Raw genomic sequence first — 19438 nt, forward strand, 5'->3', positions numbered from 1 at the left:
CCAATAAAAACCAGATATCATTGATACCTGGCTCTTATTTACCTGACAATTAACATTCACCAACCTATCAGCTCCCAATAAAAAACCGGATATCATCGATACCCGGCTTTCATTTATATGCCTTTAAACTTACTTCACATTCACCAGTACCCTAATCTTCCCCTCATTAGCCCTGAACTCTTCCAATGCTTTCCCAATTGCCTGACCGGGCTTCAATTTATTTAAATCCGCTCTCATCGCATAACCCGGCTTACTCGCCGTAACCAGGATATCCCCACGTTTAATCTCTCCACCTTCATTGCATACTTTAGTCGGAATTACCCCTACAACCCCTAATGGTACCTGATGTGAGATGTCATCATCTATATCCGTTTCTGCCAGCAAAACTCCCGGTTTAGTAGCATATACTCCGGCAACTAATGATGAATAGGCCTCTTGTGATCTTTCAACAGTCCGATTGGCCGTAGTGGAAATAATCAAAACATCTCCAGCCTCATACTCACTTATATGGCCGGTTACATCAAATGCTTCGGCCAAATCTGCCCCTCCGGTTTGTGTGCCTCCGTTGAAAAAACCTTTACCAGCCGCATTTATTCTCGCAACATTTACAGTACCTGGATTACCGGATTTAAATATTGCTAAATTTCCATTACTATGTTGCTCCACTAATAGTACCTCCCGGGTATTTGTATTATTGTAGTTTACAAATCTGGCTGGCCGCCCACCTCCAAAATTCGGCACCCATCCGAATATCGCATTGCCTGTACCATCTACGGTCGACTCAACTCCATCTCCTCCGTTCGTAGCATTGGCTGTAATTCCATTACCATTACCATCTGCAATTGCTACCACGGCCGGACCATTCCCCGTTGGATTAGATGCATGGAATAACCCTGCAAAACCTCCGGTACCACTCGAAACGCCATAAATACCAGCTGTTCCAAAATTGGAGAATATTGAATTTACTTCTCCACGTACCGCCGGCGAGGTGCCCGTATGACGGTCAACGATGAAATTACCGGCAATACCATCACCTACTGTCTTTACCGTAATAGCATCACTTGTATTGTCGTCATTAAAATTCTCGAACCGGCCTGCTCTTCCCATTGCAAAACTTGGCACCCAACCATAAAAAGCATTACCTGCACCGTCAATATTGGCTTCTACTGCATTACCGTCTTTGCCGGCATTGGCTGATATTGCATTCCCGTTACCATCAGTAATAGCAACTAATGCAGGGCCGTTACCACTTACGTTAGATGCATGAAATAAACCACCAAATCCTCCGGTGCCGGAAGAAATACCAAACACTCCCGCTGCTCCAAAATTTCCAAATATAGTTGTTACTTCCGCCCGTACGCCAGCTGACACGCTGTTGTTATTAGTCACTAAAAACGAACCTGCATTGCCTTGTGTATTATCCGGAATATTTCCTAAGCTATTCGTTTCAACTTCAAAGGTATTCCCCTGAATATTCTTGGTATTATAATTCTGAAATCTGCCTGCTCTACCGGTACTAAGACTATACCCTACTTCTCCAAGTACACCTATTGCCGTTCCTGTTGCGTTGGTAGAAATAAATCCTCTAACTCCGGATCCTCCTCCGTCATTTCTTCCTACTACTGATCCGGATATATCACAACTGCTACGTCCAACAACAGCTTCTCCTTTTCCATTGTTATCACCTATTAGGCCCGCAGACGATATAGAACCTGTAATGCCGTGTACACCTGTTCCTACTGCAGCTGTACTCAATACTCCACCTCCATTTCCAGATGTCGATACATTTATTACATCTCCATTACCAACACTTGAAGCATTAAGTGCAACGTTACTATTAGAGTTATTATATATGGCAATTGTGGCAGCAATTCCATTAGTACTTGTAGCAGTAAGTCCGGTACCAGTACTACTGTTTGCATATACACCGAAACCTGCTCCAGAAGAATTACCATATACTCCGATACCTGTTGGCGTAACTCCATAAACTCCCCATCCACTACCGGCCTGAGAGCCCCAGACTCCAATTCCAAGTCCTCCTGTTCCATTATTAATCCCCCTTACGGCTGTGGCAAAACCGCCGGGAGAAGTAGTCGTTACAATTCCCTGAACAGCTGAAATAGAGTTAGAGGTCGTGGTATTCACTCCTTCAATAGAAGTTCCATTTCCATTATTGGTGATTGAAAATTGTGTTGCCGCATCATTTTCGGTGGCTGCATATGGTAAAGTAAAACCACCACCACCAAGCGTTACAGGTACCCACTCGCTTCCGTTATACCGTAATACCTGGTTGGCTGTTGGGGCTGTATTGCTCACAGATTTTCCCTGAATACCTACGACTGTTGGGCCGGGGTAGTTACCCGAAAGATCCCCCGAGGCTGCACCTGTACTCGGTCCAACCGGTCCTTGTGGCCCGATATCCCCTTTATCTCCTTTCGGCCCTGCGGCGCCAGTAGGTCCAATCGGCCCAACCGGTCCTGTAAGTCCGATATCTCCTTTGTCTCCTTTTGGCCCGGCATTACCTGTAGGTCCAATTGGCCCGGCAGGTCCAGTAGACCCGATATCTCCTTTGTCTCCTTTTAGCCCTGCGTTACCATTAGGTCCAATTGGCCCAACCGGTCCTGTAAGTCCGATATCTCCTTTGTCTCCTTTTGGCCCGGCATTACCTGTAGGTCCAATTGGCCCGGCAGGTCCAGTAGACCCGATATCTCCTTTGTCTCCTTTTAGCCCTGCGTTACCATTAGGTCCAATTGGCCCAACCGGTCCTGTAAGTCCGATATCTCCTTTGTCTCCTTTTGGCCCGGCATTACCTGTAGGTCCAATTGGCCCGGCAGGTCCAGTAGACCCGATATCTCCTTTGTCTCCTTTTAGCCCTGCGTTACCATTAGGTCCAATTGGCCCAACCGGTCCTGTAAGTCCGATATCTCCTTTGTCTCCTTTTGGCCCGGCATTACCTGTAGGCCCAATTGGCCCGGCAGGTCCTGTAGACCCGATATCCCCTTTGTCTCCTTTCAGTCCTGCGGCACCTGCAGGTCCAGTAATACCGATATCTCCTTTGTCTCCTTTCAGTCCTGCAGCACCTGCAGGTCCAGTAAGTCCGATATCCCCTTTATCTCCTTTCAGTCCTGCGGCACCTGCAGGTCCAGTAAGTCCAATATCCCCTTTATCTCCTTTTGGCCCGGCAACCCCAGCTGATCCAATCGGTCCTGTAACCCCTATGTCTCCTTTCTCTCCTTTAGGTCCAGATATTCCTGTAGGCCCCATCGGTCCGGTTGATCCTGTAATCCCGACATCGCCTTTCTCTCCCTTTTCCCCTTTCTCTCCTTTAGCTCCAACAAGGCCTGTTTCCCCCTTATCTCCTTTCAGACCTTGTGGCCCAGCCGGCCCAGGGCTGCTGTTGGCCGCATATAAAGCAAATGGAACACTGACTAGTTGACTAGCCCCCAATAATGAATAATTTCCCCCACCAACCGCTGCTTCTACCTGTACAAACTGATTTGCATCGGCCCAGGGAATAGCGGTAAAAGTGCCGGTAACCGGAGCTCCACCTCCAATAAATAAAGTGAATAAACCTAATTGATTAGTTGTTACATCATGGGTTTCCTGGTATTGTACCGGTCCATTTGCCCCACCTAAAATTGTAATCCTAATTTTAATAGCACTATTTGAAAGTATTGTACCATTTGTATTTCTGGCGATTGCCTGATAATTAATTTTTTGGAGACTGTTCTGCGCCGAAACTACCTGGACTGTCAACAAACCAAGTAGGATAACTAAGTTTCTAAATAGCATGACAATTGTTTTTAAGATTAGTTTTTCGTGGATGTACCCTGATCTGGAATGAAGATTTTGGTTGTAACACTATCCTTTCTTTTTTCTGTCGGTTTATCAGATGGAATAGTATTGGTTTTAGAAACCGGACGTATTGGGGTACCAGGTTTACCCGGTTGGTAGTTTTCAAAAATAATCTCACGTGATGGCTTCTTTGGAGGAATTTTCCTGTTATTGCCCGAAGCATTGGATTTTTGTTCTAATACCTGAATTTCCTTAAATCTGTTTACGAATGATTTTGTTTGCCTGATACTGGTGCCTTCCGGAACTGTTTGTGCATAAGCTGCACAGGCAAGCAGACAGAATAGCATTAATAAAATATTTGCTTTCATTTGGGGAAGTTGATTGATTAGTGATCTTGAATTATAATAAATATGACAGAACTACGTTGAAAACAGTACAATATTTCTTGAGCCGTAATGATGGAAAACTTGAATGGAGAATTGGTGATAAGTAATACAGAATGGTTAGGTAAATAACGTAGAGCTAAATCAATACAGAACAACTTAAAATAATCAGGAGCCGATCCATAAAATTGGTCGACTCCTGATGTAACACAATTATTTTACATTAACCATTACTTTGATTTTACCAGTTTCACCTGTAAATTCCTGTAATGCCTTTCCAATAATCTGTCCTGGTTTAATTTTCTCAGGATCTGCTTTCATGGCATAACCCGGACGACTAGCGGAAACCAATAAATCACCTCTGCGAATGTTTCCGTTTTCATTGCATACTTTGGTTGGTATCACCCCAACAACTCCTAATGGTATTTTATTGTCAAGATCATTAAGATCTTCTGCCATTAATGTTCCTGGTTTGGTTGCATAAACACCAATAACAGTTGTACTGTATGGAGTGGATGATTTTTTAACTGTTCTGTCAGTATTCTCATCAATTACCATTACATCACCCGGCTCATATTCGCTTGTAGATCCAGCAACATCAAATGCTTCGGCCATATCAGCGCCACCGGTTTGGGTACCACCATTGAAGTACCCTTTACCATTATTGCCAATCCTCGCTACATTAAATCCATTTTGTTGAAAAATTGCCAGATCACCGGTAGAGTTGCTATTGGCAAGAAATACAGTTCCAAGGTCATTTGTTGAAGCATAAAGGGTAATACCAAATCCTGTATTTTCTGTATGTTCAAAGTATCCTGCATATCCTCCGGTTCCGGAAGAAACGCCATAAATACCAGCAGCTCCACCGTTTCCAAATATGGTATTTACTTCTCCTCTGACAGCAGCTCCAACACTGGTAGTATTATTAAGAACAAAGTTCCCTACATTTCCCAGTGAATGATCTGAAATCACTCCCGGGCCTATTCCTCCAACTTCCATAACATTAGCAGTTGTGGTGGAAGTACTATTGGATATTCTTGCAGCACTGCCGGTAGAACCGGTAGAATTCTGATCAACAACCAATCCATCTCCCTGGCCCTGATTTATTACAAATAAAGCATTACCAAAGCCTGTTGTGTTGGAATGTTCAAAATAACCTCCATAACCTCCGGTTCCGGATGAAGTTCCATAAACCCCGGCAGCTCCATTATTCCCAAAAATGGTATTTACTTCTCCTCTCATTGCTGCCCCAACACTATTTGTATTATTTAAAAAGGAATTAATGTTATTGCCCTGTGTATGATCCGGAATGTCTCCAAGTCCTCCACCGTCAACCTCTAAAATATTGGCAGTAGACGTAGTATTAAGGTTAGTGATGAAGGCGGCATTACCTGTACTGGAATTTTGTTGTACTACCATACCATTACCCTGTCCTACATTTGTTACAAATAAAGCATTACCAAAACCTGTTGTATTGGAATGTTCAAAATAACCACCGTATCCCCCGGTTCCGGAGGCTGTTCCATATACTCCCGCTGTTCCATTGTTACCAAAAATGCTATTTACTTCCCCTCTTACTCCTGCACCAACTCCATTGGTGTTATTCATAAAGAAATTGCCGGCATTACCTTGGGAATGATCAGCAATAACACCAGGTCCGATAGATGTAACCTGTAAGGTATTTACCGTATTACTGGCATTAATGTTCTCAAAAAATCCTGCATACCCAGTGCTTGAACCAGCTCCTATTCTTCCCTGTACTCCAACTGCATTACCCGAATTATCTCCATTTATAAAACCATATACTCCATAACCCGGCCCATCATTTCTTCCTACCACTGCTCCGGTAGCGAGACCTGCACTGGTAGTTAAACCGGTAACAGCTTCTCCTCCCGCGGTATGATGCGCAAGTACGCCTCCTCCTGAGAGTACACTTGCAAATGCTTCTACTCCATTACTACCGGAACTCATGGCTGTAACTCCATTGCCACTACTGCCACTAGCCATTATTGCCGCTCCGCTTCCGGATGTAGTACTCGTAAGATTTACACTGGTATTTGCATTATTGGTATTTGTAAAATAACCTGCACCACCTGTGGAGGATGTTGAATACAACCCGATACCTGAATTACTTTGTGAATAAACACCATATCCACTACCGGTACTTTGCCCCATAACCCCAGATCCTGATGGTGTAACTCCAAAAACTCCCCAACCGCTACCGGCTTGTGATCCATAAACACCAATTCCTAATCCTCCGGTTCCATTATTGATACCTCGTAATCCACTCGAATAAGATCCTGGTGAGGTAGAAGATACTGTTCCGTCTACTGCAGATATATTAGCTGTAGTGCTATTTGATACACCATTTAATACAACTCCGTCTCCCTGGTTGGTAATTGAAAATACAGTTGTCGGTAAATTAACCGTATTGGCATATGGAAGTGTAAAGCCTGCGCCGGGGGTAGTTGGAGTCCAGTTAGTTCCATCATATATCAATGCCTGACCCAACAATGGAGCAGTTCCACTTAAAGGCACTCCTTTTATTTTCGCAACTCCTGGATTAGGGTAAGTTCCACTTAAATCACCTCCTGCTGGTCCACTAGGAGGTAAGGTCGTAGGAATAACTCCTGGAGCAATTTTAATCGCTGTTACTTTACCATTTCCAATAGTTGGATTAGGATAAGTTCCTGTTAAATCACCCCCTGCCGGACCTGTAAGAATTCCAGGAATACCCTGTGGACCCTGAGGCCCAGCCGGTCCTACTGGCCCAATCGGTCCAGCTACTCCGGTAGGCCCAGCCGGTCCTACTGGTCCAATCGGTCCGGTTGCTCCGGTAGGCCCAGCCGGTCCTACTGGCCCAATCGGTCCAGCTACTCCGGTAGGCCCAGCCGGTCCTACTGGCCCAATCGGTCCGGTTGCTCCGGTAGGCCCAGCCGGTCCTACTGGTCCAATCGGCCCAGCTGCTCCGGTAGGCCCTACAGGTCCTATCGGTCCGGTGGTTCCAGCAGGTCCAACAGGCCCGATAGCTCCCGTTGCACCAGGATCCCCTTTAGGCCCTTGTGGTCCAACTGCTCCTGTAGCTCCGGCAGGTCCAATTGGCCCAATAGCTCCCGTTGCACCAGGATCGCCTTTAGGTCCTTGTGGCCCGGCCGGTCCTGTAGCTCCAATCGGTCCTATTGGTCCCGTTGCACCAGGGTCGCCTTTAGGCCCTTGTGGTCCGGCTACTCCTGTAGCTCCGGTAGGTCCAATCGGCCCCGTTGCACCAGGGTCACCTTTCGGTCCTTGTGGCCCGGCCGGTCCTGTAGCTCCAATCGGTCCTATTGGTCCGGTGGCGCCAGGATCGCCTTTAGGTCCTTGTGGTCCTGTAGCTCCTGCCGGGCCAACTGGGCCAGGATCTCCTTTGGGCCCTGGAACGCCATTGGCTGAATAAAGCGCAAAAGGAACACTCATTAATTGGGCTGTTCCCAATTCTGAAAAATTGCTCCCGTTTATTGAAACTTCAACTTTTAAATATTGATTCGCTGCCGACCAGGGTACTCCGGCAAATGTACCAACAGTAGCATCTCCCTTTCCGATTTGTGCAGTGAAAAGCCCTAATGGGTTGGTAGTAAGATACTGTGTTTCCTGATACTGAACATTGCCAGAAGCACTGCCACCTAAAACTGAAAACCTGATTTTTAGTGCCTGGTTTGAAAGAATAGTTCCATTTGTATTTCTGGCTACTGCCTGATAGTTAATGCCAGTAAAGCTACTTTGAGCATGCAAATGGATTAGGGCTACAAAAAAGCCTAGAATTGTAAAGAGTATTTTTCTTTTCATAAATTGAATGAGTTTAATTTTTCTTTACTTGGCCGGATGCCTGACGATTAGTTGTTGGTTCAGATCCTTGTGTTGAAGGAGGCGTAACCTGAGGAAGTTGTGGGAGGGTAGCCGTTTGTGTTGTTTGAGAAGGTAATTTTTCATTTTGATATGAAATGGGTTTGGGGGTAGATGTTTGACCGCCAGACTTTATAGGCATTTTTGTGCTCTGAATTTGATGTGTAGCAGTTTGATCTCCTGTTTTTATTGGAGGAGTTTTAACCCGTACATAATCATGAGTTACAGGATCGGTTGTTCTGATGGGTACCTTGGTTTGGGCCTTTATGGTTATAACCAATAGTAAAAGAATTGTGGAGGATATAATTGCTTTCATTGGATATATTGTTGATTTGTGTATTAATAATTATTACTGTTGGATGTTCATATCTCTCTTTGCTCCCATATTATAGACGAGCGAAAATTGTAAGGAGCGTTTCTGAACCAGGGTAGGACCAGTAGGCAACAGATAGGTGATATCAAGAGCCAGATTGGCGACTCTTACTCCAATCCCTGCTGCAAAGTGTTGTCTGATTCCTTTATTCGGATGTTCATAGAAATATCCAGTTCGTACGAAGAATACCTGTCGGTATGCATATTCCAGTCCGGAGCCTATAGTAAACTCTCTTAATTCTTCCTGGAATCCTCCCGGAGCATCACCGAATGAACCAAATAAGGCACTGACAACTCCTCTATCAGGATCTTTACCCTTGATAATCTGATTGGTTTCAATTCCGTTTGAGTCTAATGCATACCTTGGTGGAGTAGGTACGAGCAGTTTATTGATATCTACACCCACTGTAAATTCGTGGTCAAGAGTATGTACGAATGTATAGCCTCCCCCGATCCGTAGATTCATTGGCAGGAAGGTCTTTCTGGTGTTGTCGTCTGTATATTGAAGTTTTGTTCCCAGATTTGTAATACTAACTCCTACACAATACCTGTTTCCGAAATCGAGGATGTCTTTAGAGTTCTGATAGTAAAAACTTATATCACCAGCTACGGCATTAGCAGGTTTCTGTTGAAGTCCGTTGAAATTCCCTTCTCCTAACTGGCTGCGTATATATCTGACAGATAGGGCCAGTGAGATTTTCTTACCTAACTTTCTGGCGTAAGCTGCATCTACTGCGAATTCTTTGGGGTTATAGTCTTGCAGCACAGTGCCATTATCATCTCTGAAGGTTACAGACCCGTAGTTGAAGTATTTTAAGGAAACACCTACACCTTCAACATCATTGAAATTTTTGTATCCTGCCACATATGCCATATTCGATTTACTATTATTCAGTTCCCACATCCAGGGCGAATAATTAGCGCTTACGCCCCAGTTTCCTGCAAAGGCAATTTTAGCAGCGTTGGAGAATAAAGCATTGGCATCCGGCGTCATTGCTGTAGTTGCATCTCCGGCAGCTGCGCTTCTTGCATCCGGGTTTATCAGTAGGAAACTGGCCCCAATGTTAGCCGGCTTCTGATAATATTTCTGAGCTTTTGCCTGAAATGAGGAATAGATTAACCCGGAAATTAAAACAAGTGTGAAACCATGTTTCATAAACAGTGTTGGTTAATAGTGAAGGGGTGAGAAGAGGTTTGGTTCAGGACTACTGAACGATAAGCTTTTCGAAGGTTATATACCCATTTACGTTAAACATAAGGGTATATATACCTGCTGCAAGATGATTTACAGGAATAACAATTGTATTTCTTCCCAGCGCCAGCTCAGATTGTTGCCTGTAAATAGTTTGCCCGGCAGTATTAATAAGCTCAATACCAACCGAGGCATTCGCTAACAGATCGAATTGGATTTTGGTAACAGAAACTGCTGGATTGGGGAAGAGTACATAACTTTTGACGGGATTTACTCCAGGCGGTAGCCTGGGAGAAATCTCCGGCTGCTGGAAACCTTGTGTAAGTAGCAACTTGCCGTCAGTAATTGGGGTAATTACTGGTTCTCCTATGGTATACTGAATTTGAATATTCTGAATGGTACCACTACCTCCACTACTGGCTACCACCTGCCGGTTTAGGACTACCTGCGCCTGAGATGCAGTGCAGAATGCCAGAAATAATGGAATGGAATAAGTGATTTTGGGTAGAAGTTTTCTCATAATGGATATTTAACAAAGATTAGTTTTGGTTTCCTATAGACGCACGGATACAAGCACAATGAGAGAGGCCCGCAAAATTTAGATCATAAATACTTTCGCTCAACTATAGATTATGGATGCTCTGAGGTTAAATGGCTGAGTCGCTCATTTCGCAGTTAGTAACAGCAGAGTTCATATTATTGTTTGAATCCTGATCGCATTGCTAGTTACTATTATTGCTACTTGTTTTTGAAATACAGTCCTAAACAGTCTGTTACGAAATTGTATGAAATCCGGTAAGCTGGAAAAGGATAATTAACGGGTGGTGGAATTTCTCTCAAAAATGGAAGAAAGTAGCGTAAAATTGGCTTAGATAAAAATAATTATATATGCTTATTATAATGTATTTAAGGCCAGTATTTAGTTAAAAAAGAAATAACAATTTGGAAAACACCACCATTTTATTTATTGTCAAAAATAAATTACCTTTGCCCCCCAAATTGCATTATTTAGTCATTTTAATATTATGGCAGACTTAAAATTTCAAAGGAACTTTGGTATTGCGGCGCACATCGATGCGGGTAAAACCACTACCACAGAACGTATCCTGTATTATACAGGTAAATCCCACAAAATTGGAGAAGTGCACGAGGGTGCTGCTACAATGGACTGGATGGCACAGGAGCAGGAGAGAGGTATTACCATTACATCCGCTGCTACCACTTGTTTTTGGAATTTTCCAACCTTACAAGGTAAGCCAGTAACAGATACCAAACAATATAAATTTAACATCATCGATACTCCAGGCCACGTGGACTTTACCGTAGAGGTAGAGCGTTCTTTGCGTGTATTGGATGGACTGGTAGCTTTGTTCTGCGCAGTATCTGGTGTTGAGCCTCAATCTGAAACCGTTTGGCGCCAGGCTAACCGTTACCGTGTACCACGTATCGGTTTCGTAAACAAAATGGACCGTTCAGGTGCCGACTTCTTAAACGTAGTTAAGCAAGTTAAAGAAATGCTGGGTGCTAACCCTGTTCCTTTGACCCTGCCTATCGGTGCTGAAGATACTTTCAAAGGAGTAGTTGACCTGATCACTATGAAAGGTATCATCTGGGACGAAGAAGGTAAAGGTGCTACTTACCAGGAAATCGAAATTCCTGCTGATATGAAAGAAGAAGCAGAAGAATGGAGAGCTAAACTGGTAGAAGCTGTTGCTGAATACGACGATACTCTGATGGAAAAATTCTTCGAAGATCCTAACTCTATCTCCGAAGCTGAAATTCACGAAGCTATCCGTAAAGCTACTATCGATATCGCTATCATCCCTATGATGTGCGGTTCTTCTTTCAAAAACAAAGGTGTTCAGAAAATGCTGGATGCGGTTTGCCGCTACCTGCCTTCACCAATGGATATCGAAGCAGTAAAAGGTACTAACCCTGATACTGGCGATGAAATTGAACGTAAACCAGATGCTAAAGAACCTTTCGCTGCACTGGCGTTCAAAATCATGACCGATCCTTTCGTTGGTCGTCTGGCGTTCTTCCGCGCTTACTCTGGTCACCTGGATGCAGGTTCTTACGTTCTCAATACCCGTACCGGTAAAAACGAGCGTATCTCCCGTATCATGCAAATGCACGCTAACAAACAAAACCCTATCGATTTCATCGAAGCTGGTGATATCGGTGCGGCTGTTGGTTTTAAAGATATCAAAACCGGAGACACCCTGTGTGATGAAGACAATCCAATTGTCCTCGAATCTATGACCTTCCCTGAACCGGTTATCAGTATCGCAATTGAGCCTAAAACTCAGGCAGATGTTGATAAAATGGGTATGGCCCTCGCTAAACTGGTAGAAGAAGATCCTACCCTGAAAGCGAAAACCGACGAAGAAACTGGTCAAACAGTTCTTTCCGGGATGGGTGAACTTCACCTCGAAATCATCGTTGACCGTATGCGTCGCGAATTTAAAGTAGAAGTTAACCAAGGTGCTCCTCAAGTTGCTTACAAAGAAGCATTGACTACAAAAATTGAACACCGCGAAACATTTAAGAAACAAACCGGTGGTAAAGGTAAGTTCGCTGATATTCAGGTTGAAATCGGACCTGCTGATGCCGAATGGATGAAAGAAAATGACGGTAAATACTTCCAGTTCATTAATGACATCTTCGGAGGTTCCATCCCTAAAGAATTCATCCCTGCTGTTCAGAAAGGTTTCGAAGCCTCTATGAGCCAAGGTGTGTTGGCTAACTTCCCACTTGTAAACCTGAAAGTTCGTCTGTTCGATGGTTCTTACCACAACGTTGACTCTGACGCTATGTCTTTCGAACTTTGTGCTAAGCAAGCCTTCCGTGAAGCTGCCCGTAAAGCAAAACCAGTATTACTGGAGCCAATCATGAAAGTAGAAGTTCAGACCCCAGACCAATACATGGGTGATGTTACAGGTGACCTTAACCGTCGTCGTGGTATGCTTGAAGGTATGGATTCCAGAAATGGTGTTCAGGTTATCAAAGCTAAAGTTCCATTGAGCGAAATGTTCGGTTATGTAACTCAACTGCGTTCCCTGTCTTCAGGTCGTGCAACTTCTATCATGGAGTTCTCTCACTACTCTCCTGCTCCAAATAACGTAGCAGAAGAAGTAATCGCTAAAGTAAAAGGCAAAGTAAACGCTTAATTACTAGCTTCTTAATATGGAAAGAGGATGTCTCAAAAAGACATCCTCTTTTTGCATTTTAGGAAAGCCACCTAAGATATCTGCCCAGGTTCTTACATGAAGGTGCTATTGCCATAACAGGAATATTCAATAACTTATCCTTGATAACCTACAACTGAAATTTTACTTTTTGCTAACTGCCGTAAGGTCTCTACCCAGTAGAGACCTTTTTTTATTTTCTTGATAGAGGGAGGAGCTGCTTTTGACGTCATTCAATAGGAATATGTCATCCGTCTCATCTGTAGCTTTAGAATTATGTCAATTGAGTTATTACAGGCACCTCCTACAACTGTGGTATATACTTCGGGAGAAATAGGTCAACTAACTTCCGGCCTTGATTTGATTCTACCCTGCTGGAACCCTTCAGGTTCCTGGGTAGAATCACTCATAGGACATTATTATGAGATCATTCATCTAATGAAGGATACACCAGTACAGTTGATATTAGTTAATGATGGGTCAACAAGAGGGTTTGAACAGGCAAAAATCGAATATTTGAAGTCTGCAATTCCTGATATCCAGATAGTTAGCTATAAACAGAATAGAGGTAAGGGTTACGCAGTAAGAGAAGGTGTAAAAAATTCAAAGTATGCTTTCCAGGTTTGTACAGATCTGGATTTCCCTTTTGGAGTACACGCTGTTAAGGGAGTTTATGAGAGATTGTTGATGGGTGTTGATATTGTAGCCGGAGAAAGAGGCGAAGCTTATCTCAACAAACTTCCTCCTAAAAGGAAGCGAATCACTCAAATAAGCAGATTCCTTAATAAAATGGTGTTGCAGCTAAAAGTAGAAGATGCACAGGCTGGTCTAAAAGGTTTTAATGTCTATGGCAGAAATGTAATGTTGGAAACCAACATTAATGGATTCCTGTATGACAGCGAATTTATGTATAACGCAGGCAAACGCTCTCATTTAAAGATAGGAGCTGTGTCTGTGGCTTGCAGATCAGATATCCAGTTTTCTACCTTTAGAACCAAATTACTATTGAAAGAAATGATGAATTATTGCAAACTGGTTTGGGGAGCATATGTAGCTTAGTAATTTATGAAAGAAAAGAGGATATTAATAAGTGTCGATGTTGAAGAATTTGATATTCCGGAAGAATTCGGACAACAAGTTTCGTTGCAAGACAAACTGGAAGTATCAAAGAAAGGATTGCAGGCAACGCTTGCACTGTTTGAAAAATATGAAGTTAGAGCCACATTTTTTATCACTGCATATTGGGCTCAGCATTACCCCGAATTAATTAAACAAATAGCTGCACAGCATGAGATCGCTTCTCATGCATATTATCATAGCTCATTTACTGATGCCGATTTGGAAGGTTCCCGTTTAGCATTACAGGAAATCAGTGGACAGATGGTTCATGGCTTCAGAATGCCTCGTCTAAAGGCTGTTAACAAAGAAGTCCTAAAAGGTGCAGGATATGAATACGACGCTTCGATAAACCCAACCTGGCTACCAGGTCGTTATAATAATTGGCATTTACCCCGTACACTATACAAAGAGGAAGATGTCTGGATTATTCCTTCCTCCGTTTCCCCACTGTTAAGATATCCGATTTTTTGGCTGAGTGTTAAAAATATGCCTCTTTGGGTAACCAAACATTTCACTAGTCTGATTCTGAAAAAAGACGACTATTTATCCTTTTACTTCCATCCCTGGGAACTTGCAGATATTAGTCAGTACACCTTACCTACCTATATTAAGAAAGTATCAGGAATAAATATGCAGAAGAAAATGGAAGCATATTTAAAATTTCTGAAAGAAAAAGGAACCTTCACTACCCATATAGAATGGTTGAATGCTAGGTAATTAGCTGAAAATTTTATTGGAGACAACTTATTTAAGTGGCAGAAAATCAGTGTTTGTTGAAACAACATTCGATTTTTGCTGTTATTGCTTTAGTACTAAGATTAAATGAATATGTTTTTATTATGCGATAAATTTTTTTTTGCATATTGAACACATATTACATTCATATTCAGTAGTTTTGCGGAAAGAATAATTGACGTTATGTGAAGCCTGTTTGTTGTGTGAAGGAAACCTCCGCCCCATTATCCCCCTGCCTTTTTAATTTTCAAGACCATTTAATTTAACGTATAAATAATTGATTTATACTCATGTACTTATTCATTCAACATGTTAATTGTTAATACTAAAAATTAGACTATGAAAAGAATGCGACATTTAGCCCTTACATTATCAATCGTCTTATGCGGAATGATAGCAAATGCCCAAATTCAAAAAGGTAATATTATGGTAGGAGGGGATTTGGCAAACTTTGGGATAAACTTTCAGAAACACAGTACCCAGTTTAGTATGGATATTGATCCTAAAGCAGCTTGGTTTATCGACGACGGCTTTGCACTGGGAGGATATGTTAATTTTGGATTATCGACAGACAATCCTGGCACCGATATACACTACGGAGTAGGTGCGCTGGCTCGTTATTTTGTGGAAGATAAACACATCAGAAAATTGGAATTCTCAAAACGGGCACGCTTCTTCGCTGAAGGAACTGTAGGTGTTGCGGGTTTCAATCCTAGCAATGGCGCTTCTACAAATGGCTTGAACATTGGCATCGGCCCGGGAGTGGCTTATTTTATTACGCCAAATGTTGGCCTGGAAGGATTATTGAAATATGATCTTACAGTAGGTTTTGGTAATTCAACTACCTCCAACCGGATTAATCTTGGACTTGGATTTCAAATCTATTTACCATCAGCAAAAGCTAAGCAGATATATAAGAGCGAAACAGGGAAGTAGTTAATTTTAAATGTTAGTATCCCTTATTATAAATGAATATAATGAATGGAGCTAAATTAAAATGAATTAACTGAATGAAGGGTTTTAAGTGATAACCATTTACTTTAGCAAAATGCCTGTGTATGCTGGCGTTGGGGATTGCTGAAAACCCTGAACAGAGTAAGCGTAACAACGTATTAATTCGTTCCTGTTTTATGTTAAATACCATTTTTCAGGCTATAGTTAAGTTTTTAAACACTGTAACTGGTGCTCTGTAGGAGCAAGCTGCTACCAAAGAATATTTTAGCTAATGGGATTGCCGAAAACCATGCAAAAGAGTAGGCAGAATTGAAATTAAATCAGCTTATGATCCTCGATGCATTAAACACATTTCTGAAAGGATTGCTGGCGATATTGACACAGGCATTAAGTGGTCTATAGTCAATAATGTAAATTATTGAGATCCATAAGTAGGATGCTCTCCGATTTTATCAACTTGTTCCTGGCCTCTACTGATTAGTAGAGGCCTTTTTTGTGAATATACCAGAGGGTTGAACAAAATTTAGGAAGGATAGCGAACTGAATAAAATGAACGATTGTATTTAAAAATATTGATAATAATTTCGGCAAGCCTTTAAAGGAATAGGCATTGGGATTGCCGAAAACCAATTAAAAGAGTAGGTATCACCCGTAGTAAATACTATCTTATGGCTTTACTTAGTCAACTGCTGGCAACTATCGTTGCATTACTGCAATCTTTACTGGGAGGTCTGTAAGGATTTCCACACAGTAAGGGAATAGTGCTGTATGCAAAGTAATATTTTCCCTTACAAAAAATTTCTTAGAGGTTTTCTATATATAGAAAACCTCTTTTCGTTTATGCATTATAGTTATATTATATAATCAATAGAAAATAGACTGAACAAGATGATGACGATTGGTGATAATGAATAAAATGAACGATTGTTGAATGAGTGATAGCTTTTATTTTTAGGCCCGTTAATGAATAACAAACTGGGAATGCCGAAAACCAGGTAATAGAGTAGGCAGTATCTTATTTAAAACCTCTCCAATGGATTTACTTAATCAACTTCTGTCATTGATCTTAGGCTTAGTGAAATCATTATTAGGCGGATTAGGTGGTAATTTACCTCTTTAATCGCTTTGGGCTATGCCCCGGTACTCATCAGCTTTTTTAAAGGGTTGTTCCGATGGAGCAACCCTTTTTATTTTAGAGATTTCGTGTAATACTAATTGGCAACTAATACAAAATGATAATGTAAAGCTGATTTCAATAGGTTAGGTGAACTTGCTATAAGGAGATTGGTCGGGTTACACCCTGTGCTGTTATAATCAATAATTAAAATGTGGGAACAGGAGGCAGTTTATACAGAAGAGCCTGATAATTTTCAGGGATAAAGAGAGGTATTTAGTCTTATGAATTTCAATTTTTTAAGAAATCCTACTTTTTTTGGTTTTGAAATTTGTTTTCCTATATTTGTCAAAACTACATGTGAAATTACCTTAAGGCTTAACACACACACAATGAACTAATTCCGAAGCCTTATTGCCAATTTTCCTTCCTATAAATCTTCATTCAGATATGCCATAGCTCGGCTACTGGCAAGTTTCTTTTATTTTTTTCCTGAGAATTATTTGTCAAATAGAAAAAACGGGTTACCTTTGCCCTCCCAAATTGTATTGGGAAAAAACAAGAAGAAGTTCATTGCATTATGTCTCAGAGAATAAGAATCAAGCTGAAGTCCTACGATCATAATTTGGTAGACAAGTCTGCTGAGAAGATCGTTAAAACCGTGAGAAACACGGGTGCCGTGGTAACTGGTCCAATTCCATTACCTACCGAGAAGAAAATATTTACAGTATTGCGTTCTCCGCACGTAAACAAGAAAGCGCGCGAGCAGTTCCAACTGTGTACTCACAAACGTTTACTGGATATTTACACCTCTTCTTCCAGAACTGTAGATGCGCTTAGTAAGCTGGATTTACCATCTGGGGTAGAAGTTGAAATTAAAGCATAAGGACAACAGCAAGGCAGGCAAAAGGCCGGCCTTTATTGATTTTATGTTTATCCGTTGATTATCAACGGATAACTGATTTTAACAAGTAACATCGGTCGCGCCTTCTGGGCGGCCAACCAATAAATGTATTTAACCGCCCATCCTGGGGATAGCCAGATCACCCCCAGGCGCTGGGTATAATCATATAAACATGAAAGGTATTATTGGCAAAAAGATTGGTATGACCAGTATCTTCGAAGCTAATGGTAAGCAAACTGCTTGCACCATTATCGAGGCTGGTCCCAACGTTGTAACACAGGTAAAAAGCCTGGAATCAGATGGTTACAACGCTATTCAGGTTTCTTTCGGCGATAAGAAAGAAAAACACACCACTAAAGCAGAAAGTAATCACTTCGCGAAAGCAAGCACTTCTCCAAAACGTTACGTTAAAGAATTCCGTAACCCAGACGTTCAAAAAGCCCTCGGTGAATCCATCACTTGCGAAATCTTCGCAGAAGGCGAATCTATTGACGTTGTAGGCACTTCCAAAGGTAAAGGTTTCCAAGGTGTTGTAAAACGCCACGGTTTTAGCGGGGTGGGTGAAGCTACCCACGGTCAGCACGATAGAAGCAGAGCTCCTGGTTCTGTTGGTGGATCATCTTATCCTTCTCGCGTTTTCAAGGGTATGCGTATGGCTGGTCAGACAGGTAATGAAAGAGTGAAAGTGAAAGGTCTGAAGATCCTGAAAATATTCCCTGAAAAGAATTATATCCTGGTAAGTGGTTCCGTTCCCGGCCACAATGGTTCAATCGTTTTAATCCAGAAGTAACATGCAAGTAGATATTTTAAATATAGAAGGTAAGAAAACCGGAAGATCCATCGAACTCCCTGAGGAGATTTTCGGTGTGGAACCTAACAACCACGTAGTTTACCTGGCTGTTAAACAATACCTCGCTGCTCAACGTCAAGGTACTCACAAAGTGAAAACCAGAGCAGAAGTAAAAGGTGCTTCCCGTAAATTACACAAGCAAAAAGGTACTGGTGGTGCCCGTAAAGGTAACATCCGTAACCCTCTTTATAAAGGTGGTGGTACCATCTTCGGACCAAAACCTCACGGATGGGGCATTAAACTGAACAGAAAAGTAAAAGATCTCGCTAAGATCTCTGCTCTTTCTATTAAAGCTAAAGAAAACAACATCATCATCGTTGAAGATCTGCAGCTGAACGCTCCTAAAACCAAACAATTCGTTGGTATCCTGAAGAACCTGAACATTAACGTTGAAGGAAGAAAAACTATGTTTATCACTCCTGAATACAACGATAATGTTTATCTGTCTTTAAGAAACATCCCAACTGTAGACGGTGCTGTACTGAGCGATATCAATACCTATGATATCATGAACAGCAACTACATCGTGTTTACTGAAAGCGCAGCAAGAATCTTCACTGAAGAGCCTGCTGAAGCATAGGATGCTGATAACCAATTAAATAACAAGCTAAAGCTCTAAGCTAAAAGCGATAAGCGATAAAGAGATGAAACTTTCAGACGTTTTAATCAAACCGGTGGTTTCCGAAAAGGTGAATAAAGCTACCGATAAGTTCAACCGCTACTACTTCATTGTTGACAAAAAAGCCAACAAACTGGAGATTAAAAAAGCAGTGGAAGAATTCTATGGCGTAACTGTAGCTGATGTTAATACAGCTGTTATGCCTGGTAAAGCTAAATTCCGCTTTACTAAAGCCGGTTTTATTGCTGGTAAAAAACCTTCCTACAAGAAGGCTATCGTTACCATTGCAACTGGTGAAACTATAGATCTGTATGCTAACATGTAGTGCCGTTCT

14 protein-coding genes are annotated in these 19438 nt (G+C 42.0%); 8 read left to right on the forward strand and 6 right to left on the reverse strand.

The features are described 5' to 3' along the window. Positions 1–129 precede the first annotated feature (129 nt). The 6 genes from DVR12_RS28070 to DVR12_RS16280 form a co-directional block, all read right to left on the reverse strand. Positions 130–3792, reverse strand: coding sequence for a collagen-like protein (locus DVR12_RS28070; RefSeq protein WP_199417131.1), 3663 nt, complete (start codon positions 3790–3792; stop codon positions 130–132). A gap of 17 nt (positions 3793–3809) precedes the next feature. Beyond that, positions 3810–4163 carry a hypothetical protein gene (locus tag DVR12_RS16260; protein WP_116976864.1) on the reverse strand — a complete coding sequence of 118 codons (354 nt, stop codon included), beginning with the start codon at positions 4161–4163 and terminating at the stop codon, positions 3810–3812. Between the two features lie 228 nt (positions 4164–4391). Then, on the reverse strand, positions 4392–8000 hold the full coding sequence (locus DVR12_RS28075; protein WP_317126760.1) for a hypothetical protein: 3609 nt from the start codon (positions 7998–8000) through the stop codon (positions 4392–4394). A gap of 13 nt (positions 8001–8013) precedes the next feature. Beyond that, entirely contained in the window at positions 8014–8373 is a 360-nt protein-coding gene (locus tag DVR12_RS16270; RefSeq protein ID WP_116976865.1) for a hypothetical protein, read from the reverse strand. Between the two features lie 33 nt (positions 8374–8406). Further along, positions 8407–9585: a type IX secretion system outer membrane channel protein PorV gene (gene porV, locus DVR12_RS16275; protein ID WP_116976866.1), complete on the reverse strand. Its 1179-nt coding sequence runs from the start codon at positions 9583–9585 to the stop codon at positions 8407–8409. Between the two features lie 49 nt (positions 9586–9634). Then, entirely contained in the window at positions 9635–10141 is a 507-nt protein-coding gene (locus tag DVR12_RS16280; RefSeq protein WP_116976867.1) for a T9SS type A sorting domain-containing protein, read from the reverse strand. Between the two features lie 505 nt (positions 10142–10646). On the opposite strand from DVR12_RS16280, the gene fusA reads away from it, so the two are divergent. The 8 genes from fusA to rplW all read left to right on the forward strand — a co-directional run bounded on the left by fusA (position 10647) and on the right by rplW (position 19429). Next, positions 10647–12791 carry an elongation factor G gene (gene fusA / locus DVR12_RS16285; RefSeq protein WP_199417132.1) on the forward strand — a complete coding sequence of 715 codons (2145 nt, stop codon included), beginning with the start codon at positions 10647–10649 and terminating at the stop codon, positions 12789–12791. A 294-nt stretch (positions 12792–13085) separates the two neighbouring features. After that, positions 13086–13868 (forward strand): glycosyltransferase, encoded by a 783-nt coding sequence (locus DVR12_RS16290; protein WP_116976869.1) that lies wholly within the window; start codon positions 13086–13088, stop codon positions 13866–13868. A gap of 6 nt (positions 13869–13874) precedes the next feature. Beyond that, positions 13875–14645, forward strand: coding sequence for a polysaccharide deacetylase family protein (locus DVR12_RS16295; protein ID WP_116976870.1), 771 nt, complete (start codon positions 13875–13877; stop codon positions 14643–14645). Between the two features lie 357 nt (positions 14646–15002). Next, positions 15003–15599: a transporter gene (locus DVR12_RS16300; RefSeq protein WP_233522413.1), complete on the forward strand. Its 597-nt coding sequence runs from the start codon at positions 15003–15005 to the stop codon at positions 15597–15599. A 1712-nt stretch (positions 15600–17311) separates the two neighbouring features. Next, positions 17312–17617, forward strand: coding sequence for a 30S ribosomal protein S10 (rpsJ, locus tag DVR12_RS16305; RefSeq protein ID WP_012789286.1), 306 nt, complete (start codon positions 17312–17314; stop codon positions 17615–17617). 190 nt (positions 17618–17807) lie between these two features. Next, a complete protein-coding gene (gene rplC / locus DVR12_RS16310) occupies positions 17808–18425 on the forward strand; it encodes a 50S ribosomal protein L3 (RefSeq protein ID WP_116976871.1) in 618 nt (205 codons plus the stop codon). 1 nt (position 18426) lies between these two features. Then, the gene (gene rplD / locus DVR12_RS16315) at positions 18427–19065 is read left to right on the forward strand and encodes a 50S ribosomal protein L4 (protein ID WP_116976872.1); all 639 of its coding nucleotides are present in this window, start codon (positions 18427–18429) and stop codon (positions 19063–19065) included. 64 nt (positions 19066–19129) lie between these two features. Beyond that, entirely contained in the window at positions 19130–19429 is a 300-nt protein-coding gene (gene rplW / locus DVR12_RS16320) for a 50S ribosomal protein L23 (RefSeq protein ID WP_116976873.1), read from the forward strand. Positions 19430–19438 lie beyond the last annotated feature (9 nt).

It is taken from the genome of Chitinophaga silvatica, from assembly GCF_003419895.1.
Classification (GTDB): domain Bacteria; phylum Bacteroidota; class Bacteroidia; order Chitinophagales; family Chitinophagaceae; genus Chitinophaga; species Chitinophaga silvatica.